Below are 25303 nucleotides of genomic sequence, written 5' to 3' on the forward strand. Positions count from 1 at the left end.
CGCAAGAATCGTTCGCGGCTTGCCGCAAGACAATGGCAGAAGCCATGTCCCAGCCCTAGGCAGCGTCGCATCCACGAACGACAGCCCCTTTGTCGTTTCGCTCGCATCCCAAGCCAGGACTCCCCAGAATGCAGACATATCGCCGCCGTTTGCTCGCCACGACATTGTTTGTGGGTGCCGTTGCCCTAGCCGCACCCGCCGTTGCCCAGGTCGCACCGACCGAAGCTCCCGCCACCGACCCAATGGCATCGCAGCCTCCCGTCGATCAAGCAACTGCACAGTCGGCAGCCGATCCCGCCGCGCAGGCGACCGGCAGCGCCTCCGCACAGGGTGACGAACCCGCGGGCGATATCGTCGTCACCGGTTCGCGCATTTCCTCGCCATCGGCCACTGCTGCTTCCCCGTTGCAGTCGATCAGCGCGGACCTGATCCGCCAGTCCGGCGCGGTCAACGTCCAGGACGTGCTGTTGCAGAACCCGACGTTCGGCGCGCCGGGCATCAGCCGTACCAACTCCAGCTTTGCGACTCAGTCGGCCGGCGTTGCCACCGTCAACCTGCGCAACCTGGGTGAGGATCGTACGCTCGTCCTCGTCAACGGCCGTCGCTTCGTCTCGGGTGTTCCCGGTAGCAGCGCAGTCGATCTCAACGTGATCCCGGCGCAGTTCCTCGAGCGCACGGACATCCTTACCGGCGGTGCATCGGCCGTGTACGGTTCGGATGCCGTCGCAGGCGTCGTGAACTTCGTCTACAAGACCAAGTTCGACGGGCTGAACATCGATGCGCAGCAGGGCATCTCGCAATATGGCGATGGTTCCGACCGCCAGATCAACCTGCTCGCCGGCAAGAACTTTGCCGATGGTCGCGGCAACATCATGCTGTTCGGCGGCTATTCGAAGCAGGGCACCGTCCTGAAGAAGGACCGCTCGACCGAGGCCGGTTCGAGCGCGATCGACCGCACCAGCGCGACGCTGACGCCGAACGATCCCGAAGTCCTGTTGTCCGGCTTTATCCCGGGCGGTCGCTTTTTCGCTGGCGAGGGTGCGACACGGCAGACCTTCAGCTACGGCACGGACAACACGCTCCGCAACTGCACCACGGTAAGCTGTGGTGGTTTCAACCGCTCCGATTCGCGTTACCTTGCCGTGCCTGTCGAGCGCTATCTGGCCGCCGGCCGCGCGAACTACGAGTTCTCGCCAGCCGCCAACGTCTTCATCGAAGGCAATTACGCGAAGACCAAGGCGCGCACCAATATCGAGGCATTCCCGCTTCAGTCTGATCTGGTCGACATTCCAAACGGCGGCCAAGTCGCTCTTCAGACTGTCGTGGGTGGCGTAACGTATCGGAACCCATATGTTCCCGATTTGATCTTCAACGCTTCCACCGATACGAACAATGACGGTCTGAAAGACATCAGTTTTGATCGTCGCTTAACGGATTTCGGCCCACGCACCAGCAGCGCGACGCGTGACATGTTCCGCTTCGCTGGGGGCGTTAACGGCAAGTTCCTGGAAGATCGCTTCAATTACGAAGTCTATGGCATCTACGGTCAGACTATCGAGAACCAGACCGGTAACGGGCAGTATGACAGCACCAAGTTCACACAGGCACTGAACTCGTACCGCGATCCAGCGACGGGCCAGATCGTCTGCGCCGACCCCGCAGCACGCGCGGCCGGCTGTGTCCCCGCGAACATCTACGGCATCAACGCGCTCGCCCCCGCAGCCGACTACCTCGCGGTGCCGACTTCGCTGCGTTCCAAGATCACGCAGACGGTCGCTGGTGCGAACGTGTCGGGCAAGCTGTTCTCGCTGTTCGGGGCGGACCCGGTCGGCTTCAGTGTCGGTACCGAATATCGCCGTGAGAGCAGCAGCAACACCTTCGATCTGCTCACCCAGCAGGGCCTTAACGGCAACAACGCGCTGCCGTCGACGAGCGGCAGTTTCGACCTGATCGAAGGCTTTGCCGAGACGATCGTGCCGCTGCTCCAGGATCGTCCGTTCTTCCATTCGCTGTCGGTTCGCGGCGCGGTCCGCGTGTCGAACTATTCGACCGTCGGCACCACGGTCAGCTATAACTATGGCGGCGAGTGGGCACCAATCCAGGACGTCCGCTTCCGGGTGATGCAGGCACGTTCGGTACGTGCGCCGAACGTCAACGAGTTGTTCCAGCCTGCCCAGCAGGATTTCCCGTCCGGTTTGCAGGATCCATGCCGAGGCGTCACCGCGACGACGGCGGGAACTCTCGGCACGCAGTGCCGCGGTGCGACTGGGGTCGCAGCGAATATCGCAACCAACGGCGCGTTCGCGGTCAATCAGGCTGATCTTCAAGGTATCACCAGCTTCGGTGGCGGCAACCCGACGCTGCGGGAAGAGAAGGGCAATTCGTTCACCGCTGGCGTGGTCATCAACCCACGATCGGTTGCGGGACTGCGTAACCTCGTCCTCAGCGTCGATTACTTCAACATCAAGATCGACGATGCGATTGTCACGACTCCGCTCCAGTTCATCCTGAACCAATGCTACAATTCGGCGATCCAGCAATATTGCGACCTGGTCGTCCGCCGTCCGGGCGCCCTGGGCCCCAACAGCGCCGGTTCGCTCGACGAGGTCAACACTTCGCCCAGCAACAGCGGCGGCGCAAAGACATCGGGTATCGACGTCGCGGTCGACTGGCGCTCGAACCTGTCGTCGCTCGGTTTGGGCGGTGATCTGACGCTGCATGGCGCCTACACGCACCTGATCAGCGGCTACAACGTACCGTTGCCCGACTCTGCGCGTGATTATTTCGCGGGTGAGATCGGTGCGCCGCGCGACAAGTTCAGCATCACATCGGGCTACGACATCTCGGGCATCGGCTTCACGATGACCGGAACGTGGCTGAGCCAGTCGAGTCTCGACGATCAGTTGACCGGCGTCCGTCCGGGCAGCGATCTCCAGTACCGCGTCCGCCCGCAATTCTACCTCGACTCGCAGGTCCGCTTCCGGACCAGCGACGGCTTCGAGTTCTATGTGGGCGGGTCGAACCTGCTGAACAACAAGCCGCCGTTCATCGCCGATATCGGTGGTTCTGCGGGCCAGGATACCGATACGGGCGTCTATGATCCGCTCGGTCGCCGCTATTATGCGGGCGTTCGCATGTCGTTCTAAGCGACCTGTACGATCGAACCGAAAAGGGGGAGCCGGAAACGGCTCCCCCTTTTTTATTGGGCCAAAGGTAAGTAACTCTGTCTCGTTCAATCGAGACTGACGATCTCTGCCAAGGGAGCAATGCAGATGAATTGGGTATCGGGATTGGCGACGATGGTGCTGGCGGCTTCGGGTGTTCCAACCGCTCAACCGGCCGAAGGCAACACCGAACTTTTGCGAGTGAAGGACGTAGGCCGACTGGTTTCCGTCAAGCCTGAGTCCGAGATCCGGATCGCGTTGCCGTATTCTATCGGCTCAAACTATCGGTGGCAGATATTGTCGGCGAAGCGGGTGACGCTCGCGGCCCCCATCACGACGATCGACGATCCCGATCGTTCGGTCGGAGCGCCCGGCTTACCGCAGGTCGCCTTGATCAGACTGCGCGCGCCATCGAGCGGAACCGCTAGCGTCTTGCTGGGTGAGGTGCGCGATGGCAATGGCGGTGGCAACGCGTCGAATTCGTACCGCTTCCGCTTTCGCGTAGTCCCGTAACAACGGCTCCATAACGAAAAAGCCGCGCCCGCCTAATGGCGGACGCGGCTTTCGAAAACCCTACGTAATCCTAAAGATCAGTAGCGGTAGTGGTCCGGCTTGAACGGGCCTTCGACCGGGACGCCGATGTAGCCGGCCTGCTTGTCCGAAAGCTTCGACAGCTTCACGCCGAGCTTCTCGAGGTGGAGCATCGCGACCTTCTCGTCGAGGTGCTTCGGCAGGACGTAGACTTCGTTCTTGTAGTTCTCGCCCTTGGTCCAGAGCTCGATTTGCGCGAGCGTCTGGTTGGTGAAGCTGGCCGACATCACGAACGACGGGTGGCCGGTGGCGCAACCCAGGTTCACCAGGCGACCCTTCGCCAGGATGATGATCTGCTTGCCGTCCGGGAACTTCACCAGGTCGGTGCCGGGCTTCACTTCGGTCCAGTCGTAGTTCGACAGCGCGGCGATCTGAATCTCCGAGTCGAAGTGGCCGATGTTGCAGACGATCGACATCGGCTTCATCGCCTTCATGTGATCGGCGGTGATGACGTCGGCGTTGCCGGTCGCGGTGCAGAAGATGTCCGCGCGCGTCACGGCCTCTTCCATCGTCACGACCTCGAAGCCCTCCATCGCCGCCTGCAGCGCGCAGATCGGATCGACTTCGGTGACCATCACGCGCGCGCCGCCGTTGCGGAGCGACTGGGCCGAGCCCTTGCCGACGTCACCGAAACCGGCGACGCAGGCGACCTTGCCGGCGAGCATGACGTCGGTCGCGCGACGGATCGCGTCGACCAGCGATTCCTTGCAGCCGTAGAGGTTGTCGAACTTCGACTTGGTGACCGAGTCGTTGACGTTGATCGCCGGGAACGGCAGCTCGCCCTTCTTGGCGATCTCGTACAGGCGGTGGACGCCGGTGGTGGTCTCTTCCGAGACGCCCTTCAGGTTCTTGACGGTCTCGGTCAGGTAGCCCGGGTTCTTCGCGACGTACGCTTTCAGCGCACGCTGCATCTCGACCTCTTCCTCGTTCTCGGGCTCGGGCATCGTGTGGCCGGCTTCGAGCTTGGCGCCCCAGAGTGCGAACATCGTCGCGTCGCCGCCGTCATCGAGGATGATGTTGGCGGTCTGGCCCTCTACGTCGCGATCCCACGAGAAGATGTCGCCGACATAGTTCCAGTAATCCGCGAGGCTCTCGCCCTTGATCGCGAACACCGGCACGCCGGTCGCGGCGATCGCGGCGGCGGCATGGTCCTGCGTCGAGAAGATGTTGCACGTCGCCCAGCGGACGTCGGCGCCAAGCGCGGTCAGCGTCTCGATCAGCACTGCGGTCTGGATCGTCATGTGCAGCGAACCGGTGATCCGTGCGCCCTTCAGCGGCTGCGACGCGCCGAATTCGGTGCGCAACGACATCAGGCCGGGCATCTCGGTCTCGGCGATGTTGATCTCGGCGCGGCCGAAATCGGCGAGGCTGATGTTGGCGACGACGTAATCGGTCGCATTGTCAGACTGCGCGGGGGCGAGGGTGGTGGCCACTATGGGTCTCCTGGAAATTCTGTGATCGGCGAGCCTCATGCCCGTGCCGGATGGGCTGCGCCTTAGCGGATCGAGGGGCTCGGATCAAATATAAAGATATCTTTATATGATGCCCAGAGATGCCCTCGGCGTTAGCTGCACTGCCCTTCTTCGTCTCCCCTCCCTGGAAGGGAGGGGTTGGGGGTGGGTCGGTTCGAGGCGCGCGCAGAGCCAGCCAACCGGCCGACCCTACCCCGGCCCCTCCCTTCCAGGGAGGGGGGAAGTCAGGTCGGGTCTTTGTCGCTGGGAGCAGAAGTCAGGCCCTACCCGTCTCCGCAACCAGCAACCGTGGATCCACGCCAGCCTGTGCGAACGCCATCGTCCAGCGATCCTCCGCCGCGGTATCGAACAAAAGTTCGGCATCCCCGGCCACGTTGAACCACCCCGGCCGCGACAGCTCGCCCTCCAGCTGCCCGCCGTCCCAACCGGCATAGCCAAGCGCCACGACCCACTGCGACGGCCCCTTACCCTCGGCGATCGCGCGCAGCACGTCGACCGTGCTCGACAGCTTCCACCGGCCGGCGACGTCCACCGAATCCTGCCCGCCCCAGTCGGACGAATGCACCACGAACCCGCGCCGCGGCTCGACCGGCCCACCGAAATGCACCGGTGCGTTGGGCGCATCGCCGGGCTGGATCCCGAACTGTTCGAGCAGATCGTGGAAGCCGAGCCCGTCGATCGTCGCGCCCAGGCCGATGCCGATCGCCCCGCTCTCGTCATGGCTGCAGATCGCGATCACCGCGCGCGCGAACCGCGGGTCGCTCATCCCCGGCATCGCGAGCAGGAATTGTCCGGAAAGAAAGGGCGTCTTGTCCATGCATTGCACCATAGCGACGCACGGGGGGGCCCGCCACGCTTGAAATACCCGTGGCCGCGTCCAAGGTACGGCTCGCCCGAGACCAGCTCGCGGCGACAGGAGATTTCAGATGACGATCAGCGTCGGCGACCGCCTTCCCACCACCAATCTCGTCAAGGCCACCGCGGATGGCCCCGATCAGGTCGACACCGACAGCTTTTTCAAGGGCCGCAAGGTCGCGCTGTTCGCGGTCCCCGGCGCGTTCACGCCGACCTGCTCGGCTAAGCACCTCCCCGGCTTCGTCGAGAAGGAAGCCGAGCTGAAGGCCAAGGGCGTCGACGAGGTTGCGTGCGTCTCGGTCAACGACGCGTTCGTGATGGGCGCGTGGGGCAAGTCGGCGGGTGCGGGCGACATCACGTTGCTTGCGGACGGCAATGGCGATTTCGCCAAGGCGATCGGGCTGACGATGGACGGATCGGGATACGGCATGGGCATCCGTAGCCAGCGCTATTCGATGATCGTCAATGACGGCGTGGTGGAGCAGCTGAACGTCGAGGCTCCGGGCGAGTTCAAGGTGAGCTCGGCCGAGCATCTGCTTAGCGAGATCTGATCATTCCGAGGGAGTGAGCTATCTTCCCCCCTCCCTGAAAGGGAAGGGCCCGCTCTTCCCCCCTCCCTGAAAGGGAGGGGCCGGGGGTGGGTCGGCTTGGGGCGGATGCTAGCGTTCCCCCGAGAGCTACCCACCCCTAACCCCTCCTTCCAGGGAGGGGAATGACGATTTCCGCACGGTCGCGCCCAACGCGGGCGTGGTCTTGCCACCGTAACCTCGCCCGCGTAACACTGCGCGATGACAATCGCATCCGACCTCGTCGCCGAACTCGACCGCCTCTACCGCGCCTCCGTCGAGCGCCTCCAAGCCGCGATGAGCGCGTATATCGCTGACGGCACGACACCCGATCCTGCCAGCCGCACCGACGGCTCGTTCGCCTATCCCGAGATCCGGCTCACCTATAAGGGCGGCGTCGATCGCCCCACGCCGTTGCGCTCGTTCGGCCGCATGGTCACCCCCGGCGAGTACAAGATCAGCGTCACCAAGCCCGCGATCTTCGCCGAATATCTGACCGAGCAGCTGACCCTGCTGATCGAGGATTACGACGTCACCGTCGAAGCGGCCGAAGGCCGCCAGGAAATCCCGTTCCCGTACGTGATCGAACCCGGCCACGCGCTGAGCCTCGACGAGGTGTCCGCGACCGAATTGTCGCGCCATTTCCCCGCGACCGAACTCGCGCATATCGGCGACGAGATCGCCGACGGCCTCTGGATCGCGCAGGACGAGACGCGCCCGCTCGCGCTGTTCGACGGGCTGCGCACCGATTTCAGTCTCGCTCGCCTGCGCCACTACATGGGCACGCCGGCCGAGCACGCGCAGCGCTTCGTGCTGTTCACCAACTACCACCGTTACGTCGACGAGTTCGTCCGCTGGGCTGGCACGCAGCTTGGCGAAGGGTCGCGCTTTACCAGCCTGTCGGGCGCGGGCGGGATCACGATCTCGTCTGGGGACGACATCGACAAGATCATCTCAGACAGCGCGTGGCGGCGGCACCAGATGCCTGCCTATCACCTGATGGCGGACGACCGCACCGGGATCACACTCGTCAACATCGGCGTCGGTCCGTCAAACGCGAAGACGATCTGCGACCACCTCGCGGTGCTGCGTCCCGAAGCATGGTTGATGATCGGCCATTGCGGCGGGCTACGGCCGAGCCAGCGTATCGGCGACTATGTTCTGGCCCACGCCTATCTGCGCGACGACCACGTTCTCGACGACGTCCTGCCGCCCGAGATTCCAGTCCCCGCGATCGCCGAGGTCCAGGTCGCGATGGCCAAGGCCGCCGAGATCGTCTCGGGCCAGTCGGGCGAGGAACTCAAGCGTCGCCTCCGCACCGGCACGATCGTCACGACCGACGACCGCAATTGGGAACTGCGCTATTCAAAGTCGGCGCTCCGCTTCTCGCTGTCGCGCGCGGTCGGGATCGACATGGAATCCGCGACGATCGCCGCGCAGGGGTATCGGTTCCGCGTACCCTATGGGACGTTGCTTTGCGTTTCGGACAAGCCGCTGCACGGCGAGCTGAAGCTGCCGGGTCAGGCCAACCGCTTCTACGAGCGCGCGATCAGCGAGCACCTGCGGATCGGGATCGAGACCTGCGAACAGCTTCGCCTGGAAGGTGCCAAGCTCCACAGCCGCAAGCTGCGTGCGTTCGACGAGCCTCCCTTCCGATAAGGGGCCGCTAAAAACCGGAGCGGATCGCGCGGGAATGCGTTACGCTTCCGGAATCATTGCTGAGGGAAGATAACCGTGGCCGACACCGACACGCCCGATACGGAAGCAAAGAAGCCCGTCACCCGCCGCCGCGCACCGCGCAAGACGAGTGCGCCGAAGGCCGCTCCGGCTGCGTCGCCCACGAAGCCGATCGCGGCCAAACCGGTGCCGGTCGCGGACAAGTCCGAAACTGCCGCACCGACGAAGGCCGCTGCCAAACCGGCGCCCAAGCCGCGCTCGACCAAGCGCAGCACCCCACGCCCCGCGCCTGTCCGAAAGACGGTCGCGCCGCTCGTGGTTGCCAAGGTGCCGGAAAAGACGCGCGGCAAATGGGGTGCGGCGGCGATCTTCAGCGGTGTCGCGGTTGCCGGAGCGGCGGTCGGCGCGTTGCTTACCTTGCGGGGAAGCACGCCCAAGGTTCCGGCGTCGCCCAAGCCCGAGGGCAAGCATGCGCATCAGGCGGACGGGGCGGATTCGTCGAAGTCGTTCGAGGCTGGCATTGCCGATCCGGGGACGGTTCCGGAGTAGACGCCGAGCAAGTCTACACATGAAGGATACCACCCCGGCGAAGGCCGGGGCCCAATTGGGAAACGCCGCTAACTGCGCGATGCGCTTCGTTACCCAGGACGTTCCAATTGGCCCCCGGCCTTCGCCGGGGTGGTGCAATTTTTTGCGCGATCCCAGCACATTTCCCGTTCCCCCGCGGATGCGGGGGCCCAGCTAAAACCGAATGGTGCGTTCGTAACCCTGGGCCCCCGCCTCCGCGGGGGAACTAGAAGTTAGCGGGCAAAAGTCCGCTGGCGCTTAGCCAACGTCCCCCCCTCACCACCCAGTCGGCTTCCCCTTGTTCTGCACGTCCAGCCAAGCCTTCAACGGCGCGAAATACTCCACCAGTGCCGCGCCCGACATCTCGCGGCTGCCGGTGAACACCTGCAACGCATCCGGCCAGGGCTTGGACTGCCCCATGCTCAGCATCGCGTTCAGCTTCGTCCCTACCGTCTTGTTGTCGTAGAACGAACACCGGTGCAGCGGTCCCTTCCAGCCGGACTGGTCGCACGCCGCCTTGTAGAACTGGAACTGCAACACCCGCGCCAGGAAGTAGCGCGTGTACGGCACTGCCGCCGGGATGTGGTATTTCGCACCCGCATCGAACTTGGTCTCGTCGCGTGCCACCGGCGGCTTGATGCCCTGATACTGGAGCCGCAACCGGTCCCATGCCGCCTGATAGCCGGTCGCCGGGATCTCGCCCGAGAACACGCCCCAGCGCCATTTGTCGATCAGGAGCCCGAACGGCAAGAACGCGACCTTGTCCATCGCCTGACGCAAAAGCAGCCCGATGTCCTTGTCCGCGCTCGGCACCCTAGCCTGGTCGAGCAGCCCGATCTTCACCAGATAATCCGGCGTGATCGACAGCGCGACGGTATCGCCGATCGCCTCGTGGAAACCGTCGTTCGCGCCGTTCGCATAGAGGAACGGCTGCGCCTTGTACGCGCGCTGATAGTAATTGTGGCCGAGCTCGTGGTGGATCGTGACGAAGTCGTCGGCGTTCACCTTCGTGCACATCTTGATGCGGATATCGTCCTTGGCGTCGAGATCCCATGCCGACGCGTGGCAGATAACGTCGCGGTCCGCAGGCTTGGTGATCTGCGACCGCTTCCAGAACGTCTCCGGCAACGGCGCGAAGCCGAGCGACGAATAGAAGCCCTCGCCCTGCTTCACCATCTTCAGGGGATCATAGCCCTTAGCCTTGAGCAACTCACCGGTGTCGAAACCGAGATCGCCCGCGCCCTTGGGTGCGACGATGTCGTAGATGTTGCCCCATTCCTGCGCCCACATATTGCCGAGCAGGTCGCTGCGGATCGGCCCGGTCTTGGCCTGCACCGCGTCGCCGTATTTCTCGTTGAGCTTCCACCGCGTGTAGGTGTGCAGCGCCATGTAGAGCGGCTCGACCTCTTTCCAGATCTTGTCGGTCAGCGCCGCGAACTGCTCGGGCGTCATGTCGTAGCCCGAACGCCACAACGCGCCGACGTCCTTATAGCCAAGCTCGCGCGCGCCCTCGTTCGAGATCGCGGTCATCTTGGCATAGTCGCCGCGCATCGGCGCACCGACCTTGTCGTTCCAGCTCGTCCACATCTCCTGAAGCTTCGCCGGATCGCGACTGTCCCCCATCGCCGCCTCGATATCCGAGCCGTTGATCGGCTTGCCGTCGAGAGTCCCCATGCCCTTGCCGTAGGAGGACGACATCTTCGTGGTCAGCGTCGACAGTTCCTCGGACGCGCCCGCGCGCGTCGGCGCCGGCAGCGTCAGCCCGCCGCGCAGCAGGTCGAGCTTGCGCTTCGTATCGAACGACAGCCCCGGCAGCGACGCGAACCGTGCCGCGCCGAGCGCATACTTCACCCCGAGATCGGTCATTTCCGCGCCCGACTTCGCCGCCAGCGCATCGGTATCGTCGGTGATGTAGGTCGCGTTGACCCACGCCACGCGGTTCGCGTCGAGCGACGCGGCGGCCATCACCTTCTCGGCCTCGGCGACGAACGCATCCGCCTGCGCGACGGTCGGCTTGCCGGTCGTAGTTGCCGCAACTTGCGCGCCGGCAACGGACGGCACGGCGCACAGCGCGCCGGCCAGAGCAAACATCGAAACGCTGAACCGAACCATCATTATCCCCTTTGTATGGGGCAGTGATTGCGGATGGAGCATGGCGAGGTCAACCCACGCCCCCCGTCATCCTGACGAAAGTCAGGACCCAGAGCCACATAGGACGACGCCTGTTACCCTGGGTCCTGACTTTCGTCAGCATGACGGAAGGGGTTGGGTGAGGTCGCGAAAACCTCTCAGCGCGCGAGGAAATCCGCGATCGCCTGGCCAAGCTCCGGCTTCACCACCGCACTCATATGCCCGCCCGGCGTCTCGACATACTCGCCATGCGGCAGGATCGCAGCCAGATCGGGTGCCGAGCCGTTATCCTGGTCTTCTCCTCCACACACCACCAAAGTCGGCTGCTGGATCGCCTTCACGGACTCCAGCGGCGTATCGACGAACGTCTCGAGGATCCCGAGCAACGCGACCGGATCGCCGCCGGTGGTCTTCAGGAATGCCTCCGCGAGCCACTCGGGCGTGCCCTGCGCATGCTGCCCGAGCTTGGTCAGGATGTTCCGGAAATGCCCGGCACGCCGCGACGTGTGCGTCAGCCCCTCCAGCCCCATCCCCGAGAATATCACGCGCCGCGGCGTCGCCCCCGTCGCCAGCATCCGCGACGTCGTCCGCGCCCCGAGCGAATAGCCGCCCAGGTCATAGTCCGTCAGTCCGAGATGAGCGACCAGCGCGTGACCATCCTGCGTCAGCGCATCCGCGGGATACGCCTCGAGGCCATGCGGCTTTCCGCTGTCGCCGTGCGCGCGCAGGTCGGGCATGATGACCCGGAAGCCCTTCGCGGCGATCTTCGCGGCGTGACCGTAGCGGATCCAGTTGGTCTTCGCGTCGGAGAAATAGCCGTGGATCAGCACGACGGCCCGACCTTCGCCGACCTCGTGCCATGCCAGCCGCGTGCCGTCGAAGCTCTCGAAAAACTGGGTATCGCTCGGGGTGCTGGCCACGGTCTCGTCCTGTCGTGCTGGGGGTGCCGCCAATTCGGTCCCCGGGTCCGGAGTGTCAACCCGCGGGCGTGCGAACCGCAAACCGGGCGCGCGGTGTTACGCCCCAAGAAAAAGCCGCGCCGCCATGTCGTGATGGCGGCACGGCAATGTCGTTCAGTCCGTCCCGGTCGCGCGGATCAGGCCTTCTGCAGATGCCGCCGCCCGAGCAGTTCGGCGATCTGGACCGCGTTCAGCGCAGCACCCTTGCGGAGGTTGTCGCTGACGCACCACAGGTTCAGGCCGTTCTCGACGGTCGGATCCTCGCGCACGCGGCTGATGTACGTCGCGAAGTCGCCGACGCACTCGATCGGCGTGATGTAGCCGCCGTCCTCGCGCTTATCGACCAGCATGATGCCGGGCGCCTCGCGGAGGATGTTCTGCGCCTCCTCGGCCGAGATCTCGTTCTCGAACTCGATGTTGATCGCTTCCGAATGGCCGACGAACACCGGCACGCGGACGCAGGTCGCGGTGACCTTGATCTTCTTGTCGAGGATCTTCTTGGTCTCGACGACCATCTTCCACTCTTCCTTGGTCGAGCCGTCGTCGAGGAAGCTGTCGATGTGCGGGATCACGTTGAAGGCGATCTGCTTGGTGAACTTCTTGGGCTCGGCCGGATCGCCGACGAAGATGTTGCGGCTCTGCTCGAACAGCTCGTCCATCCCCGCCTTGCCCGCGCCGGACACCGACTGATAGGTCGAGACGACCACGCGCAGGATCTTCGCCGCGTCGTGCAGCGGCTTCAGCGCGACGACCATCTGCGCGGTCGAGCAGTTCGGGTTGGCGATGATGTTGCGGACCTTGTAGCCGTCGATCGCCTCGGGGTTCACCTCGGGCACGATCAGCGGCACGTCGGGGTCCATGCGGTAGAGCGACGAATTGTCGATCACGACGCAGCCGGCAGCGGCGGCGATCGGCGCGTAGACGGCGGTGCCCTCGGAGCCGATCGCGAACAGCGCCATGTCCCAGCCGTTCCAGTCGAAATGCTCGATGTTCTGGCATTTGATCTGCTTGCCGGTGTCGCCGTAGTCGACCATCAACCCCTGGCTGCGCGACGACGCGACGCAGGCGATCTCGTCCGCCGGAAACTCGCGCTCCGCCAGGATATTGAGCATCTCGCGCCCGACATTGCCGGTCGCCCCTGCGACCACCACCCGATAACCCATGTCATAACTCCGATTGGACTTGGCCGCGCAGTACCGACGTTGCGCGGGCAGGTCCAACGGCTTTCGACTTGTTGCGCGGATAGCGGGGGTTTGGGGTGCCGCGATTATGCGCCACCTTACGGCCCGCCCCCTTGTTCCCCCGCGAAGGCGGGGGCCCAGACTGGACCCCCGCCTTCGCGGGGGAACAATCTTTCGCACGCCCCACCAGTAGTAGCACCACCCCGGCGAAGGCCGGGGCCCAATTGGAAAGGTCGCAGTAACAAAGAACTGCGCTCTGTTACCACCGTCCCCCAATTGGGCCCCGGCCTCCGCCGGGGTGGAGCTCGTAGTGGTCGGACCATCTGCTACTCACATCGTCAGTAGCTCTTCGCGATCCTTGGTCGAGTTGATGTCTGGTTTGGGAGGAAAGCGGACTGGCGGCCTTCGGTTGGCCGTCCGCGGTAACAAGCCGCTTGCCGCCTGCACGCAGGCGTGGGCTATCTACTCCGGGAACGTCGCCTGATAATTCGCCGCACAGTGCAAGACTATCTTGTGAACAGGAAACCAACGCCAACGAGAAATAATGCGCCCTCAAACATTCCGATAGCCACGTTACCGGTGGCACGCAGATAGCCAGTTCCGAGCACCTTCGCGAACCTACCGGTCACCACGAGCCAGTAGTTCAAAGTGCTAAGACCCATCAACCAGTGGCCAATCGTAGGCGTCAGCTCGCTATTTTTATCATCAATCAGGACGGCGCTGAGGCTTATCCCGAGGGCAAACACCGCGGCAGGATAACATTGCACGTAGAAGGGCTGTCGCAGGGAGCTGCGGTCTAATTTGGCCCCGCGGCAACGCACAATTCGAGCGGCAAGAAAGAGAGGAAATGCCGCAAATATTACAGCCCGGAAGGCCAGCGCCGTCGTATTATCGTTTACAAGTCCGGCAAGCCCATGGGTGTTAGCGATGATTTCGTCGGTCTGCCCAAGTGCTGCGCTGACTGTATGCGCTAGCAGCAACGCCAGTGCTAGGAAAAGCGGCGGCCGAACTAGGGCAGCATATTGCTGATCATCCGGAAGTGCCGCTTCTCGTTCGACCTGCTCCATCACGGCGATGGGTTGGAAGACCGCACGCCATAGCGTCAACGGGAAGAAGATTAGCCAGCTCATGACCTCGTAGAGGAGTTCGTCGAGCGAACTGAGCCACTTCATGAAATCCATGCTGCATCATGTTCGATTCCAACTTCGATCGCAACGGCTCGCTTCCTTCAAAGTCAGGCCTTAATGGTTGGTAAAGATAGAATGTAACGGACGCGGCAGGGTGTGCTGCAAACCATCGCCGGCCGTGCGCCACTTTGGCCGGACGGACGATCTTGATTTACCCAATTCCCGGTGGTGACCAGAGCCTGAAGGCTGTCGACGGCTATGGACGCCATCGTTCCTAATTTATAAACTCGCTATAGTAATGAAGAGGTTATTCCGCTCGAACAGGAGAGTCGCGATGCGTTGTCCAGCAGGCCTGTTGAAGATTACGGCTATATTTCTCTTAGGATCCGCACTTCCGGCGGTTGCCCAGGCGCAATCTACCGGGCTTGAAGACATGGTTGGTGCCCGTGCCGGTCAGGGCGAAATGGAACTGCAACGGCGCGGCTATGTTAACATCCGCGGGGAGCAAGGTGACGATCGCGCCTATACCTATTGGTGGAACGCCGACCGGCGCCAGTGCGTCAGCATCGCCACGATGGAAGGCCGCTACAATTCCATTCAACCGACCACGGCGCCCGACTGCCGAAAACCCGCGAACCTTCGTCCTGACCCCAACTACGGTCGTCAGCCTGCGTCACGGCCGCGCCCTGACTATGAACCGGATCCTGCATATGGACGCGCGCCAACGGGTGCCGGTAGCGGACAAGCCGGCTATCCGTCGGTAGGCCCGGTCGTTGATGGAAGAAACGTGGAGCTAGGTCTCGTTTGTTTTGGAGACGGATCGAAGACCGGTTTCGCCAGCGGTACCACGTGGAATTGGAACCGTGATCGTGATCGATACGAGTCTGGCAACTACACCGAAACCAGAAAAGAGGTCTTCGACGCCTCGCTCACGGTGCAGACTTGGGCCGGTGGTGGACGTATACGACTGCCCAAATCGCTGATCCCGCCGATCAATTCTCGTGGAGATCAGGGATGGTGGGACTTGTACGACGTGTCCGTAAGCCCGGATACGATCCGGGCTAGCTATCGCCTGAACGGTTTGAATAAGCCAAAGATTGTGATCGATCGGCGTAGCGGTCGCATCACGGTCCAAGGCATGAGCAATTATGGCTTTCGTGGCACTTGCGACGCCATCGGGCACGAACCTCGCCGCTTCTAGAGTAGAGCGGCGGCGGCGCGCTTCCGACGCAACGATCGGCGATCGCTAAGCCCTCGACATCGATGGTTTGGGGGGAGCAGAAGTTGGTAACTTTCTGCGACGAGACGCTGCCGCTGGTAATTCGGACCTGAACGACTGACCGCTATCGGGAAGCGCAGAAGACCGAGCGAATGGCGAGAAGTGGGCGTTTTCAGCCGCAGTTCGCGAGCTCTTCGCGAGACGGTCGGATACCGACCGTCTCGACGAACCGCACCCGCGGTTACTTCACCGGAACCGCAGCAACCTCAGCCACCGGCTTATCCTTCACCGTCCGGTCGAGAAAGTTCAGGATCGTCCCCCAGACATGCTCGCTGATCCCCGGCCCCGACACGCGGTGCGTATAGCCTGGGTAGAACATCATCTCGAACGGCGTCGCGGTCGCCTGCATCCGCGCGGCGACCTTGGTCGAATTGTCGAGGAACACGTTGTCGTCCGCCATGCCGTGGATCAGCAGCAACGGATCGACGATTGTGTTCGCTTCCTCGACCGCGGCCGACGTCGAATAGCTCGCCGGGTCCTTCGCCGGATCGCCGAGATAGCGCTCGGTATAATGCGTGTCGTACAGCTGCCAGTCGGTGACCGGCGCACCCGATACGGCGGCGGCGTACACGCCCGGCGTCTTCTCCAGCATCTTCAACGACATATAGCCACCATACGACCAGCCATAGGTCGCAATCTTGCTCGGCTCGACGAATGGCAGCGACTTTAGATAGTTCGCACCCGAAAGCTGATCCTCGACCTCGACCGTACCCATCGCGTGATAGATCTGGTCCTCGAACGCCTTGCCGCGATTATACGAGCCACGATTGTCGATCTTGAAATAGATCCAGCCGCGATCGACGAGATACTGCGGCAGCGCACCCTGCCAGCCGCGCGTGACCTGTTGACCGGTGCCGGGTCCGCCGTAATGTTCGAAGAACACCGGGTATTTCTTGCCCGGCTCAAGCGGCGGCGTGATCATCTCGTAATGGAGCGTCATGCCGTTCTTCGCCTTCAGCGTCCCGAACTTGGTTTCCTGATGGCTGGCGAGATACGGGTAATACGGATGCCCCTCGACCACCGCATTCTCGTTGATCCACGAGATCCGCTTGCCGGTCGCGTCCGCCAGATACACCTGCGTCGGCTGCTTCGGGTTCGAGCGCGAGATGATGAACCGGCTCGCCGCCGCATCCCTCGTCGCGCTGTTCCACCAGCCCGCTTCGGTCAGCTTGGTGATCGCGTTCGGCTTGGCGACGTCGACCGAATAGAGCTGCTGCTCGAGCACGTCATCCTTGTTGCCGAGGAAGAACAACCGGCCCTTGGTCTCGTCCACCCCGACCAGATCGGTGACGACCCAGTCGCCCTTGGTCAGCTGCGTCCACTTGCCCGCCGCGAACCGGTAGAGCTGGCCGTACCCGCTCCGCTCCGAGCGCCAGATCAGGCTCCCGTCTTTCAGCACGTGATACGCGTCGGACAGGTTGAGCCAGCTCTTCACGCCCGACTTTTCGGTGAACAGGATCGTCGACTTGCCCGTCGCCGGATCGACGCGGAGCATCTCCAGCAGCTTCTGGTCGCGGCTCTGGCGCTGTACCAGCAGCATCCGGCCATCGGGCGTCCAGTCGACGCGGGCGAGATAGATGTCGGGGTTGGTGCCGAGATCGACCTTCACCTGGCCCGAGCCGTCGGGCTTCATGATATACAGGTCGACCAGCACGTTCGGCGTCCCGGCGGCGGGGTAGCGCTGTTCGTAGACCTTGGTGCCCGTAGCGCCGATCGAGGCACGCGTGGCGGTGTGGACCGGTGCTTCGTCGAACCGCTCGACCGCGACGTAGCGCTCGTCGGGCGACCACCAATAGCCGGTACGGCGATCCATTTCCTCCTGCGCGACGAACTCCGCCTCGCCGAAGTGGACCGTGCCGCCGCCACCGGTCGTGACGGCCCGCGCGGCACCACCGCTCAGCGGTTGGACGAACACGTTCTGGTCGCGGACGAACGAGACGAAGCTGCCCTTGGGGCTGACCACCGGGTTCAGCTCGCCGCCGGGCGTGTTGGTCAGCCGCGTGACCTTGCCGTCGAGACCGGCGAGATACAGGTCGCCGTCGAGCGGCACGAGGATCGACTTGCCGTCGGGCGCCCAGTCATACGCGACGATGCCCTTCTGTCCGCCGATCCGCGCCCGCTCGCGCTGCATCTTCTCGGCCTCGGTCAGTTCGGCGCCGCTGCCGACGGTCTTCGAATCGACCAGCATCCGCGCCTGGCCCGTCGCGGTATCGACCGCCCAGAGGTCGAAGCGCTCCTTCTCGTCGGCGCGGTTGCGCAGGCTCGTCAACAGTGTGCCGTCCGGCGACAGCCGCACCGCGCGGGGCTGCGATCCCGACAGGTCCGGGTTGCCGAACACGCGCGCCATCGTCAGGTCGCCGGGCATCGCCGCCTCGACCGGCCGGATGGGCGCAGGGGCGGGCGCGGCGGGCGCTGCCGGTGGCGTCACCTGATCAGCGGCCATCGCGGCGGTTCCGACCGAAGCAAGTGCAAGCCCGAGCAACCATGTGCGCATCCTGTAGTCTCCGTGGGATCATCCCGCCGGATACCGCCCGGCAGACCCGAAAATGTTCGGTCGCGCGTTATCGCGACGCCGCGGGTCGGCGTAAAGGGCGCATCCATCGAACGCGGCATAATGAACGCGGCGTACACTTCGTATTTACGACCTCCGTTTATGGAGCGCACAACATCGTCGCGGATTGGGCTTTCCGTGGTGCAGCATGGCCGGAAAAATAATGGTATCGAACGGGGGCATACAAAGCGGGGGGCCGGGGGAGCGGAGCGCATGGGACGCGCTCATCGGTCTCGCCGACGCCGACGGCAGCACGGTTCACCCGCATCACGCGCGGTTGCTCGCCGGCGGTCCCGGCCAGCGCAATCTCTCCGATGCGGTCCATGCGCTGTGTGCCGTCCACGGCGAGCATCCGGGCCTGATCGCAGACGTCCTCGCGCGCGCCGTCCAGCCCGAGGCGTCGGACTGGCTCGCGCGCGCAGCCAGCGGTTTCGCCGACGAACGCACCTATCTCGCCCAACTCACCGCCGCGGTGGGCCCCCTGCCCTCGACCCCCGGCCAGGCGGAAACCGAATCGGCATTGGTCGGCGAACGTCACGCGCTGGAGACCCTCGCCCGTTCGGAGCGGCGCGGGTGCGCAACCGGGGCGGTCGCGGCGTTGCTGATCGATTGGTGTTCGATCCGCCTCGTGCTCGACGTCGCGGCGGAACGGTTCGGGGTGGCCGTCCCCCTGCTTACCCTTCCGTCGGAAACCGACACCGCCGCGATCATCGCATCGCTCGGCGCGTCCCCCGGCCCGCAGCGCGCCATCCTGTTCGGCGCGCAGCAACTCTTCGCACAGCACCGCGGGCTGTGGTCGCTGCTCGAAGCACGGTCGAGCGCCCGCGGCGACCTGTAACCCGCTTGCGTCGACCACCCGACACCCTCTATCCATACCCGGTATTCAGAACTGGACGGGACATCGCATGAAGCGCTTCGAGGGCACCCAGAGCTACGTCGCGACCGACGATCTGAAGGTCGCGGTCAACGCCGCCGTGACGCTGCGCCGCCCGCTGCTGATCAAGGGCGAACCCGGCACCGGCAAGACCGTCCTCGCCTACGAGATCGCCAAGGCACTCGGCGCACCACTGATCGAGTGGAACATCAAGTCCACCACCAAGGCGCAGCAGGGCCTCTATGAATACGATGCGGTCGCCCGCCTCCGCGATGGCCAGCTCGGCGATGCGCGCGTCCACGACATCGGCAACTATATCCGCAAGGGCAAATTGTGGGAGGCGTTCACCCAGCCCGCGCCGCCGGTCCTGTTGATCGACGAGATCGACAAGGCCGATATCGAGTTTCCCAACGACCTGTTGCAGGAGCTCGATCGGATGGAGTTCCACGTCTACGAGACCAAGGAAACCGTCCGCGCGGTGGAGCGCCCGATCGTCATCATCACAAGCAACAACGAGAAGGAACTCCCCGACGCGTTCCTCCGCCGCTGTTTTTTCCACTACATCAAATTCCCCGATCGCCAGACCATGCAGGCGATCGTCGACGTCCACTTCCCCGGCATCCAGAAGATCCTCGTCAGCAAGGCGATGGACCTGTTCTACGACGTCCGCGACGTGCCCGGCCTGAAGAAAAAGCCGAGCACCTCCGAGCTGCTGGACTGGCTGAAACTCCTCCTCCACGAGGACACGCCGCTCGACATCCTCCAGAATCGCGATCCGACCAAGGCGATCCCCCCGCTCCACGGCGCGCTGCTCAAGAACGAACAGGACGTCATGCTGTTCGAACGCCTCGCCTTCATGGCGAAGCGACAGAAGAACCAGGGTTGAGCGGACGGATAGATATTGACGCACGTTAACCATCTGCGGCAACGATAATGCCACACCTCTCCTGCAAGGTTATGGCATGAGATTGTACGCTTTCCGTCGTTGGACGCCGGCACTGCTGGCAATCGCCGTGGCAGCGCCGGCCACAGCCTCGAAATCGGCGTCGCTGCTCGATTACGTCGGCCAGTGCGTCCCCTTCGCGCGGGCCGCCTCGGGGATCCAGATCTACGGTAACGCCTGGACCTGGTGGGACCAGGCGGAGGGCAAATACGAACGCACGCACGTCCCGAAGGAAGGCGCCGTCATCGTCTTCGCCAAGACCGCGAGACTGCCGTTCGGCCATGTCGCGGTCGTCAGCCGGGTCGTCGAGAAGCGCGTCGTCATGCTCACCCACGCAAACTGGTCGCGCCAGAACGGCGAACGCGGGCATGCGGAGCAGGATGTCACGCTGTTCGACGTCTCGCGCAACAACGACTGGAGCGACGTGAAGGTTTGGTACAAGGACGTGGACGGTCTGGGCGGCGGGATCTACCCGGTCTACGGCTTCATCTACGGTCGCGCGCACGCAGCCGCCGAACTGACCAGCCGCAACCCCGATTACGTCGGCGCACTCATCGACGCGTACGTACCGGTTAGTGGACAACCGATCGCGCGCTGATCTGCGGCATTGCCGTCGAGCGTCGAAACATGGCACCACCACAGCGTGGACATGGCGGGATCAACGATGCGGGCTGAAACTCTGACGATCACGCTGGTGCCGATCGCGCCTTCGGCACCTTCGACCGCCGCGGCCTTCGACGGCCGACGTGCAGCAGTGACGGAGTAAGGCCATGTTCCTGAACTTCCTCGACGAACTCCGCAGCGCAGGCATCCCCGCCAGCCTCAAGGAGCATCTCGTCCTACTCGAAGCGCTGGACGCCGAGGTGATCGAGCGGACGCCCGAGGATTTCTACTACCTCTCCCGCGCGGTGTACGTGAAGGACGAGGGGCTGCTCGACAAGTTCGACCAGGTCTTCGCCAAGGTCTTTCGCGGCCTAGCCAAAGGCACGGCGTCGAGCGAGATCCCCGAGGACTGGCTGAAGGCGGTCGCGGAGAAATTCCTGACCCCCGAGGAGATGGCGGCGATCAAGTCGCTCGGCTCGTGGGACGAGATCATGGAGACGCTCAAGAAGCGTCTGGAGGAGCAGAAGGAACGCCATCAGGGCGGCAACAAGTGGGTCGGCACCGGCGGCACGTCACCGTACGGCAACGGCGGCTACAACCCCGAAGGCGTCCGCATCGGTGGCGAAAGCACGCACAAGCGCGCGCTGAAAGTCTGGGACCAGCGCGAGTTCCGCAACCTCGACAACACCAAGGAACTCGGCACCCGCAACATCAAGGTGGCGCTCCGCCGCCTGCGCCGCTTCGCGCGTGACGGCGCCGCCGACGAGCTCGACATCGACGGCACGATCGCCGGCACCGCGCGGCAAGGCTATCTCGACATCGTCATGCGCGCCGAGCGCCGCAATGCGGTGAAGCTGCTGCTGTTCCTCGACGTCGGCGGTTCGATGGACCCGTTCGTCAAGCTCTGCGAGGAACTGTTCTCGGCCGCGACCACCGAGTTCAAAAACCTCGAATTCTTCTACTTCCACAATTGCCCGTACGAGGGCGTGTGGAAGGACAACACGCGGCGCTTCGCCGAGCGTACGCCGATGTGGGACGTGCTCCACAAATACGGCCACGACTACAAGCTGATCTTCGTCGGGGACGCGTCGATGAGCCCGTACGAGATCACCCACCCCGGCGGCTCGGTCGAGCATTTCAACGAGGAGCCGGGCGCGGTGTGGATGCAGCGGCTGACGAATACCTATCCGGCAGCGGCGTGGCTGAACCCCGTGCCCGAGGCGCAATGGGGGTATTCGCAGTCGGTGCGGATCATCCGCGAGTTGATGAACGACCGGATGTACCCGCTGAGCTTGGCCGGGCTCGACGACGCGATGCGCGAGTTGACGCGGAAACGGTGATCTTTGGTGCGGTAAGCGGGTGTCCGTAACGGAACCGTCACGGACGCGGTCGGTTTATCGGGCATCATCCCCCACCGAAGGACAAGCCCTATGTCGTCGATCCCCAACTCCGCCATGCCCCACGCCAAGGTCCATCACGACGACGACGACCACAAGCCGAAGCCCGACGCGAAGAAGACCGCAACGACCAGCGACTGGGTCGATGACGCAACCGACGCCGCCAAGGCCGGCCTCGCCACCGCCACCGACGCGGTAAAGTCGCACCCCAAGACCGCGATAGCCGTTGGTGCGACGGTTATTGCCGGGATCGCAGCAGCGATCGCCGCACCGGCGTTGATGGCCAAGGAAGCGGACAAGAAGGCCCCGACGCCGGCCGATCCGAAGCCCGGCAAGGGCAAGAAGGGCAAGGCTGCCTGAGTTTGTTTTTGGGATGCCGGACTTCGGTCCGGCATTTGCGGTCATGCGTTTGATGCAGCGCGTTGTTGGACACATTTTTATCAACGATAGCACCACCCCTGAGGCAGCGCGTTGTCGGACACAAGTCTACCAACGATAGCACCACCCCGGCGAAGGCCGGGGCCCAATTGGAAAGGTCGCAGTAACCAGGAACTGCCCTCGGTTAGCGCCGTCCCCCAATTGGGCCCCAGCCTCCGCCGGGGTGGTACAAGGTTTGGGTTTCTACGGCGGAGCAGTTAGAGCTTAACCGAGACGCCCGCCCCTTCTTGTTCTCCCGCGAAGGCGGGAGCCCAGCCTAGGCTCCCGCCTTCGCGGGAGAACAAGCTAACTACCGGTCAGGGGCAGGCCCCCGCCCCCCTCAAACCCGATCAACAACCCCACCAACCATCGCCACCGGCACGCCCGTAGTCCCCGGAAAACTGATCGCCAGCCCCTTCAACGTCCGAACAGCCATATACGCGAACCCCTCGGCCTCCAGCGCATCGCCGTTCCACCCGAGGACATCGGTGGGCTCCACCACCAACCCGGTCCGCTCGGCAATCATCGCCAGCATAGTCGGATTATGCCGACCACCCCCCGCGACCAGCAACCGAACCGGCCGCGCCGGCAAATGCCGCAAAGCCTCCGCCACGGTCGCCGCCGTAAACGCCGTCAAGGTCGCCGCCCCGTCCGCAGCCGAAAGCCCCCGCGCTGGCTGGATCGTAAAATCATTCCGGTCCAAAGACTTAGGCGGCGGCGCATCGAAAAACGGATGATCGAGCATCGCCGTCAACACCGTCTCATCCACCCGCCCGGACGCCGCCAGCGCCCCCCCGGCATCATACCGAGCACCAGTCTCCGCCTCGACCCAGCTATCGATCAACCCGTTCGCCGGCCCGGTATCGAACGCCACCAGCCCATCCCGATCCGCCATCTGCGCCCGCTCCGGCGACATCTCCCGCGAGTCATGCATGTCCGTCCCGCCCGGAATGAAGGTGATATTCCCCACCCCACCAAGGTTCAGCACCGCGACCGGCCCCTCCAGCCCAGCCGCCAACGCCGCATGATACACCGGCAGCAACGGCGCACCCTGCCCGCCAGCCGCAACGTCCGCCGAGCGAAAATCCGACACCGTCGTAATCCCGGTTGCCCGCGCGACCGCTGCCCCATCGCCGATCTGCCACGTCCACCGCCGATCCGGCCGATGCGCGATCGTCTGCCCGTGAAAGCCGATCACGTCGACCTCCGCCGCCGCAACCCCCGCATCCGCCAGCAGCTTGTGCACCGCAAACACGTGCGCCCGCGTGATCAGTTCGCCCGCCGCAACCACCGGCGGGCTCGCGCGCGGCTTGTCGAACGTCAGCGCCATCCGCGTTGCCTCCGCCAATTCCGCCCGCGCCGCGTCCGAATACGGCTCGCCGCGAAACGCGATCGGCCGCACGAACGCCTCGCCATCGGTCTCGATCAACGCCGCGTCGATCCCGTCGAGCGACGTCCCCGACATCAGTCCAATCGCCAGCATATCGGTTCCTTCCCGCGCAATCCGCCCACCCATGGCGGAAGCGATTTCGCGCGCCTAGAAAAAACCGAACTTTGCGCCTATGTGCGCAGGCTTCATGGCAACATTACTTCCCTCCCCGCCGAAGATCGGCATGGTCTCGCTCGGCTGTCCCAAGAACCTCGTCGACAGCGAGCGGATTCTCACCCAGCTCCGCGGCGACGGCTATCAGATGTCGCCCGACTATGCCGGCGCCGACATAGTGCTGGTCAACACCTGCGGCTTCCTCGATTCCGCCAAGGAGGAAAGCCTCGAGGCGATCGGCGAGGCCATCGCCGAGAATGGCCGCGTCATCGTCACCGGCTGCATGGGCAAGGAAGCCGACGCGATCCGCGCGCGCTTCCCGCAGGTGCTCGCGATCACCGGCGCTCACGAATACGAGCAGGTCGTCGGCGCGGTCCACGAAGCCGCGCCGATGCCGCCCTCGGCGTTCCTCAACCTGATCCCCGACGCCGGCCTCAAGCTGACGCCGCGCCACTACAGCTATCTGAAGATCTCGGAAGGCTGCAACCACCGCTGCTCGTTCTGCATCATCCCGAGCTTGCGCGGCGACCTCGTCAGCCGCCGCCCCGACGCGATCCTCCGCGAGGCGGAGAAGCTCGTCGAAGCCGGCACCAAGGAACTACTGGTCATAAGCCAGGACACGTCGGCGTACGGCGTCGACCTCCGCCACGCCAGTTGGCCCGTGAAGACCGGCGGCCCGATGTCGCGCAACGAGGCACGCGAAGTCCGCGCGCACATGACCGACCTGTCGCGCGAACTCGGCAAGATCGCGCCGTGGGTGCGCCTGCATTACGTCTACCCGTACCCGCACGTCGATCACGTCATCCCGCTGATGGCGGAAGGCCTCGTGCTGCCGTATCTCGACATCCCGTTCCAGCACGCCGCGCCGTCGGTGCTGCGCCGGATGAAGCGCCCCGGCAACGATGCCAAGGTGCTCCAGCGCATCCACAACTGGCGGACGATCGCCCCCGACATCACGATCCGCTCGACCTTCGTCGTCGGCTTCCCCGGCGAGACCGAGGAGGATTTCCAGTATCTGCTGGACTGGCTCGACGAAGCACAGCTCGACCGCGTCGGCGCATTCCGCTTCGAGCCGGTCGAAGGGGCGGCAGCGAACCTGCTCCCCGACCACGTGCCCGAAGAGCTCAAGGAAGAGCGCTACGCCCGCATCATGGAAAAGACCGCGGCGATCTCCGCGGCCAAGTTGCAGGCCAAGATCGGCCGCACGCTCGACGTGATCATCGATGCGGTGGACGAAGAAGGCGCAACCGGCCGGTCGAAGGCGGATGCGCCGGAGATCGACGGCGAAGTCTTCCTCCGCGATGCCGGTCACCTGACGGTAGGCGACATCGTCCCGGTCACGATCGAAGACGCCGACGACCACGACCTATACGGCGTGCCCGTCTAATGTTCTCCTGCGAACGCAGG

Annotated in this window: 20 protein-coding genes; 12 read left to right on the plus strand and 8 right to left on the minus strand. The window is 64.1% G+C overall.

All coding sequences use genetic code 11. The features are described 5' to 3' along the window. Positions 1–128: 128 nt before the first annotated feature. A complete protein-coding gene (locus U1708_RS05175; RefSeq protein ID WP_332743395.1) occupies positions 129–3146 on the plus strand; it encodes a TonB-dependent receptor plug domain-containing protein in 3018 nt (1005 codons plus the stop codon). 126 nt (positions 3147–3272) lie between these two features. After that, on the plus strand, positions 3273–3677 hold the full coding sequence (locus U1708_RS05180; RefSeq protein ID WP_332743397.1) for a hypothetical protein: 405 nt from the start codon (positions 3273–3275) through the stop codon (positions 3675–3677). 77 nt (positions 3678–3754) lie between these two features. Here U1708_RS05180 and ahcY read toward each other — a convergent pair whose 3' ends face one another. Together ahcY and U1708_RS05190 are read right to left on the minus strand one after the other, a co-directional pair. Next, entirely contained in the window at positions 3755–5188 is a 1434-nt protein-coding gene (ahcY, locus tag U1708_RS05185) for an adenosylhomocysteinase (protein WP_332743399.1), read from the minus strand. Positions 5189–5483: 295 nt separating this feature from the next. Beyond that, positions 5484–6044, minus strand: coding sequence for a YqgE/AlgH family protein (locus U1708_RS05190; protein ID WP_307085547.1), 561 nt, complete (start codon positions 6042–6044; stop codon positions 5484–5486). 109 nt (positions 6045–6153) lie between these two features. Between U1708_RS05190 and U1708_RS05195 the strand changes: the two genes are divergently transcribed. From U1708_RS05195 to U1708_RS05205, 3 genes are all read left to right on the plus strand, one after another. After that, complete coding sequence (locus U1708_RS05195; protein WP_307085549.1) at positions 6154–6633, plus strand: peroxiredoxin; 480 nt, start codon at positions 6154–6156, stop codon at positions 6631–6633. Between the two features lie 237 nt (positions 6634–6870). Next, positions 6871–8307, plus strand: a complete 1437-nt coding sequence (locus tag U1708_RS05200) for an AMP nucleosidase (RefSeq protein WP_332743401.1) — start codon at positions 6871–6873, stop codon at positions 8305–8307. A gap of 75 nt (positions 8308–8382) precedes the next feature. Beyond that, positions 8383–8874 (plus strand): hypothetical protein, encoded by a 492-nt coding sequence (locus tag U1708_RS05205; protein ID WP_332743403.1) that lies wholly within the window; start codon positions 8383–8385, stop codon positions 8872–8874. Between the two features lie 294 nt (positions 8875–9168). Here U1708_RS05205 and U1708_RS05210 read toward each other — a convergent pair whose 3' ends face one another. The 4 genes from U1708_RS05210 to U1708_RS05225 form a co-directional block, all read right to left on the minus strand. Next, entirely contained in the window at positions 9169–11004 is a 1836-nt protein-coding gene (locus tag U1708_RS05210; protein ID WP_332743405.1) for a M2 family metallopeptidase, read from the minus strand. 176 nt (positions 11005–11180) lie between these two features. Next, positions 11181–11942: an alpha/beta fold hydrolase gene (locus U1708_RS05215; RefSeq protein ID WP_332743407.1), complete on the minus strand. Its 762-nt coding sequence runs from the start codon at positions 11940–11942 to the stop codon at positions 11181–11183. 176 nt (positions 11943–12118) lie between these two features. Continuing rightward, a complete protein-coding gene (locus U1708_RS05220) occupies positions 12119–13144 on the minus strand; it encodes an aspartate-semialdehyde dehydrogenase (RefSeq protein WP_307085559.1) in 1026 nt (341 codons plus the stop codon). 524 nt (positions 13145–13668) lie between these two features. Next, a complete protein-coding gene (locus U1708_RS05225) occupies positions 13669–14343 on the minus strand; it encodes a hypothetical protein (RefSeq protein WP_332743411.1) in 675 nt (224 codons plus the stop codon). 244 nt (positions 14344–14587) lie between these two features. On the opposite strand from U1708_RS05225, the gene U1708_RS05230 reads away from it, so the two are divergent. Next, the gene (locus U1708_RS05230; RefSeq protein WP_332743413.1) at positions 14588–15490 is read left to right on the plus strand and encodes a hypothetical protein; all 903 of its coding nucleotides are present in this window, start codon (positions 14588–14590) and stop codon (positions 15488–15490) included. Positions 15491–15749: 259 nt separating this feature from the next. Here U1708_RS05230 and U1708_RS05235 read toward each other — a convergent pair whose 3' ends face one another. Further along, positions 15750–18062 (minus strand): S9 family peptidase, encoded by a 2313-nt coding sequence (locus U1708_RS05235; RefSeq protein WP_332743415.1) that lies wholly within the window; start codon positions 18060–18062, stop codon positions 15750–15752. Positions 18063–18282: 220 nt separating this feature from the next. On the opposite strand from U1708_RS05235, the gene U1708_RS05240 reads away from it, so the two are divergent. From U1708_RS05240 to U1708_RS05260, 5 genes are all read left to right on the plus strand, one after another. Next, the gene (locus U1708_RS05240) at positions 18283–18957 is read left to right on the plus strand and encodes a DUF6975 family protein (RefSeq protein WP_332743417.1); all 675 of its coding nucleotides are present in this window, start codon (positions 18283–18285) and stop codon (positions 18955–18957) included. A 67-nt stretch (positions 18958–19024) separates the two neighbouring features. Beyond that, positions 19025–19879, plus strand: coding sequence for an AAA family ATPase (locus U1708_RS05245; protein WP_332743419.1), 855 nt, complete (start codon positions 19025–19027; stop codon positions 19877–19879). 76 nt (positions 19880–19955) lie between these two features. Next, positions 19956–20534, plus strand: a complete 579-nt coding sequence (locus U1708_RS05250; RefSeq protein ID WP_332743421.1) for a CHAP domain-containing protein — start codon at positions 19956–19958, stop codon at positions 20532–20534. 172 nt (positions 20535–20706) lie between these two features. Continuing rightward, the gene (locus U1708_RS05255) at positions 20707–21879 is read left to right on the plus strand and encodes a vWA domain-containing protein (RefSeq protein WP_332743423.1); all 1173 of its coding nucleotides are present in this window, start codon (positions 20707–20709) and stop codon (positions 21877–21879) included. Positions 21880–21969: 90 nt separating this feature from the next. Next, a complete protein-coding gene (locus U1708_RS05260) occupies positions 21970–22296 on the plus strand; it encodes a hypothetical protein (protein WP_332743425.1) in 327 nt (108 codons plus the stop codon). A gap of 397 nt (positions 22297–22693) precedes the next feature. Here U1708_RS05260 and U1708_RS05265 read toward each other — a convergent pair whose 3' ends face one another. Next, positions 22694–23836: an anhydro-N-acetylmuramic acid kinase gene (locus U1708_RS05265; RefSeq protein WP_332743427.1), complete on the minus strand. Its 1143-nt coding sequence runs from the start codon at positions 23834–23836 to the stop codon at positions 22694–22696. A 94-nt stretch (positions 23837–23930) separates the two neighbouring features. Here U1708_RS05265 and rimO point away from each other — a divergent pair, with 94 nt between their 5' ends. Further along, the gene (rimO, locus tag U1708_RS05270; RefSeq protein ID WP_332743428.1) at positions 23931–25283 is read left to right on the plus strand and encodes a 30S ribosomal protein S12 methylthiotransferase RimO; all 1353 of its coding nucleotides are present in this window, start codon (positions 23931–23933) and stop codon (positions 25281–25283) included. The last annotated feature ends 20 nt before the right edge of the window (positions 25284–25303 follow it).

The organism is Sphingomonas arabinosi, assembly GCF_036663715.1.
In the GTDB taxonomy this organism is placed as follows: domain Bacteria; phylum Pseudomonadota; class Alphaproteobacteria; order Sphingomonadales; family Sphingomonadaceae; genus Sphingomonas.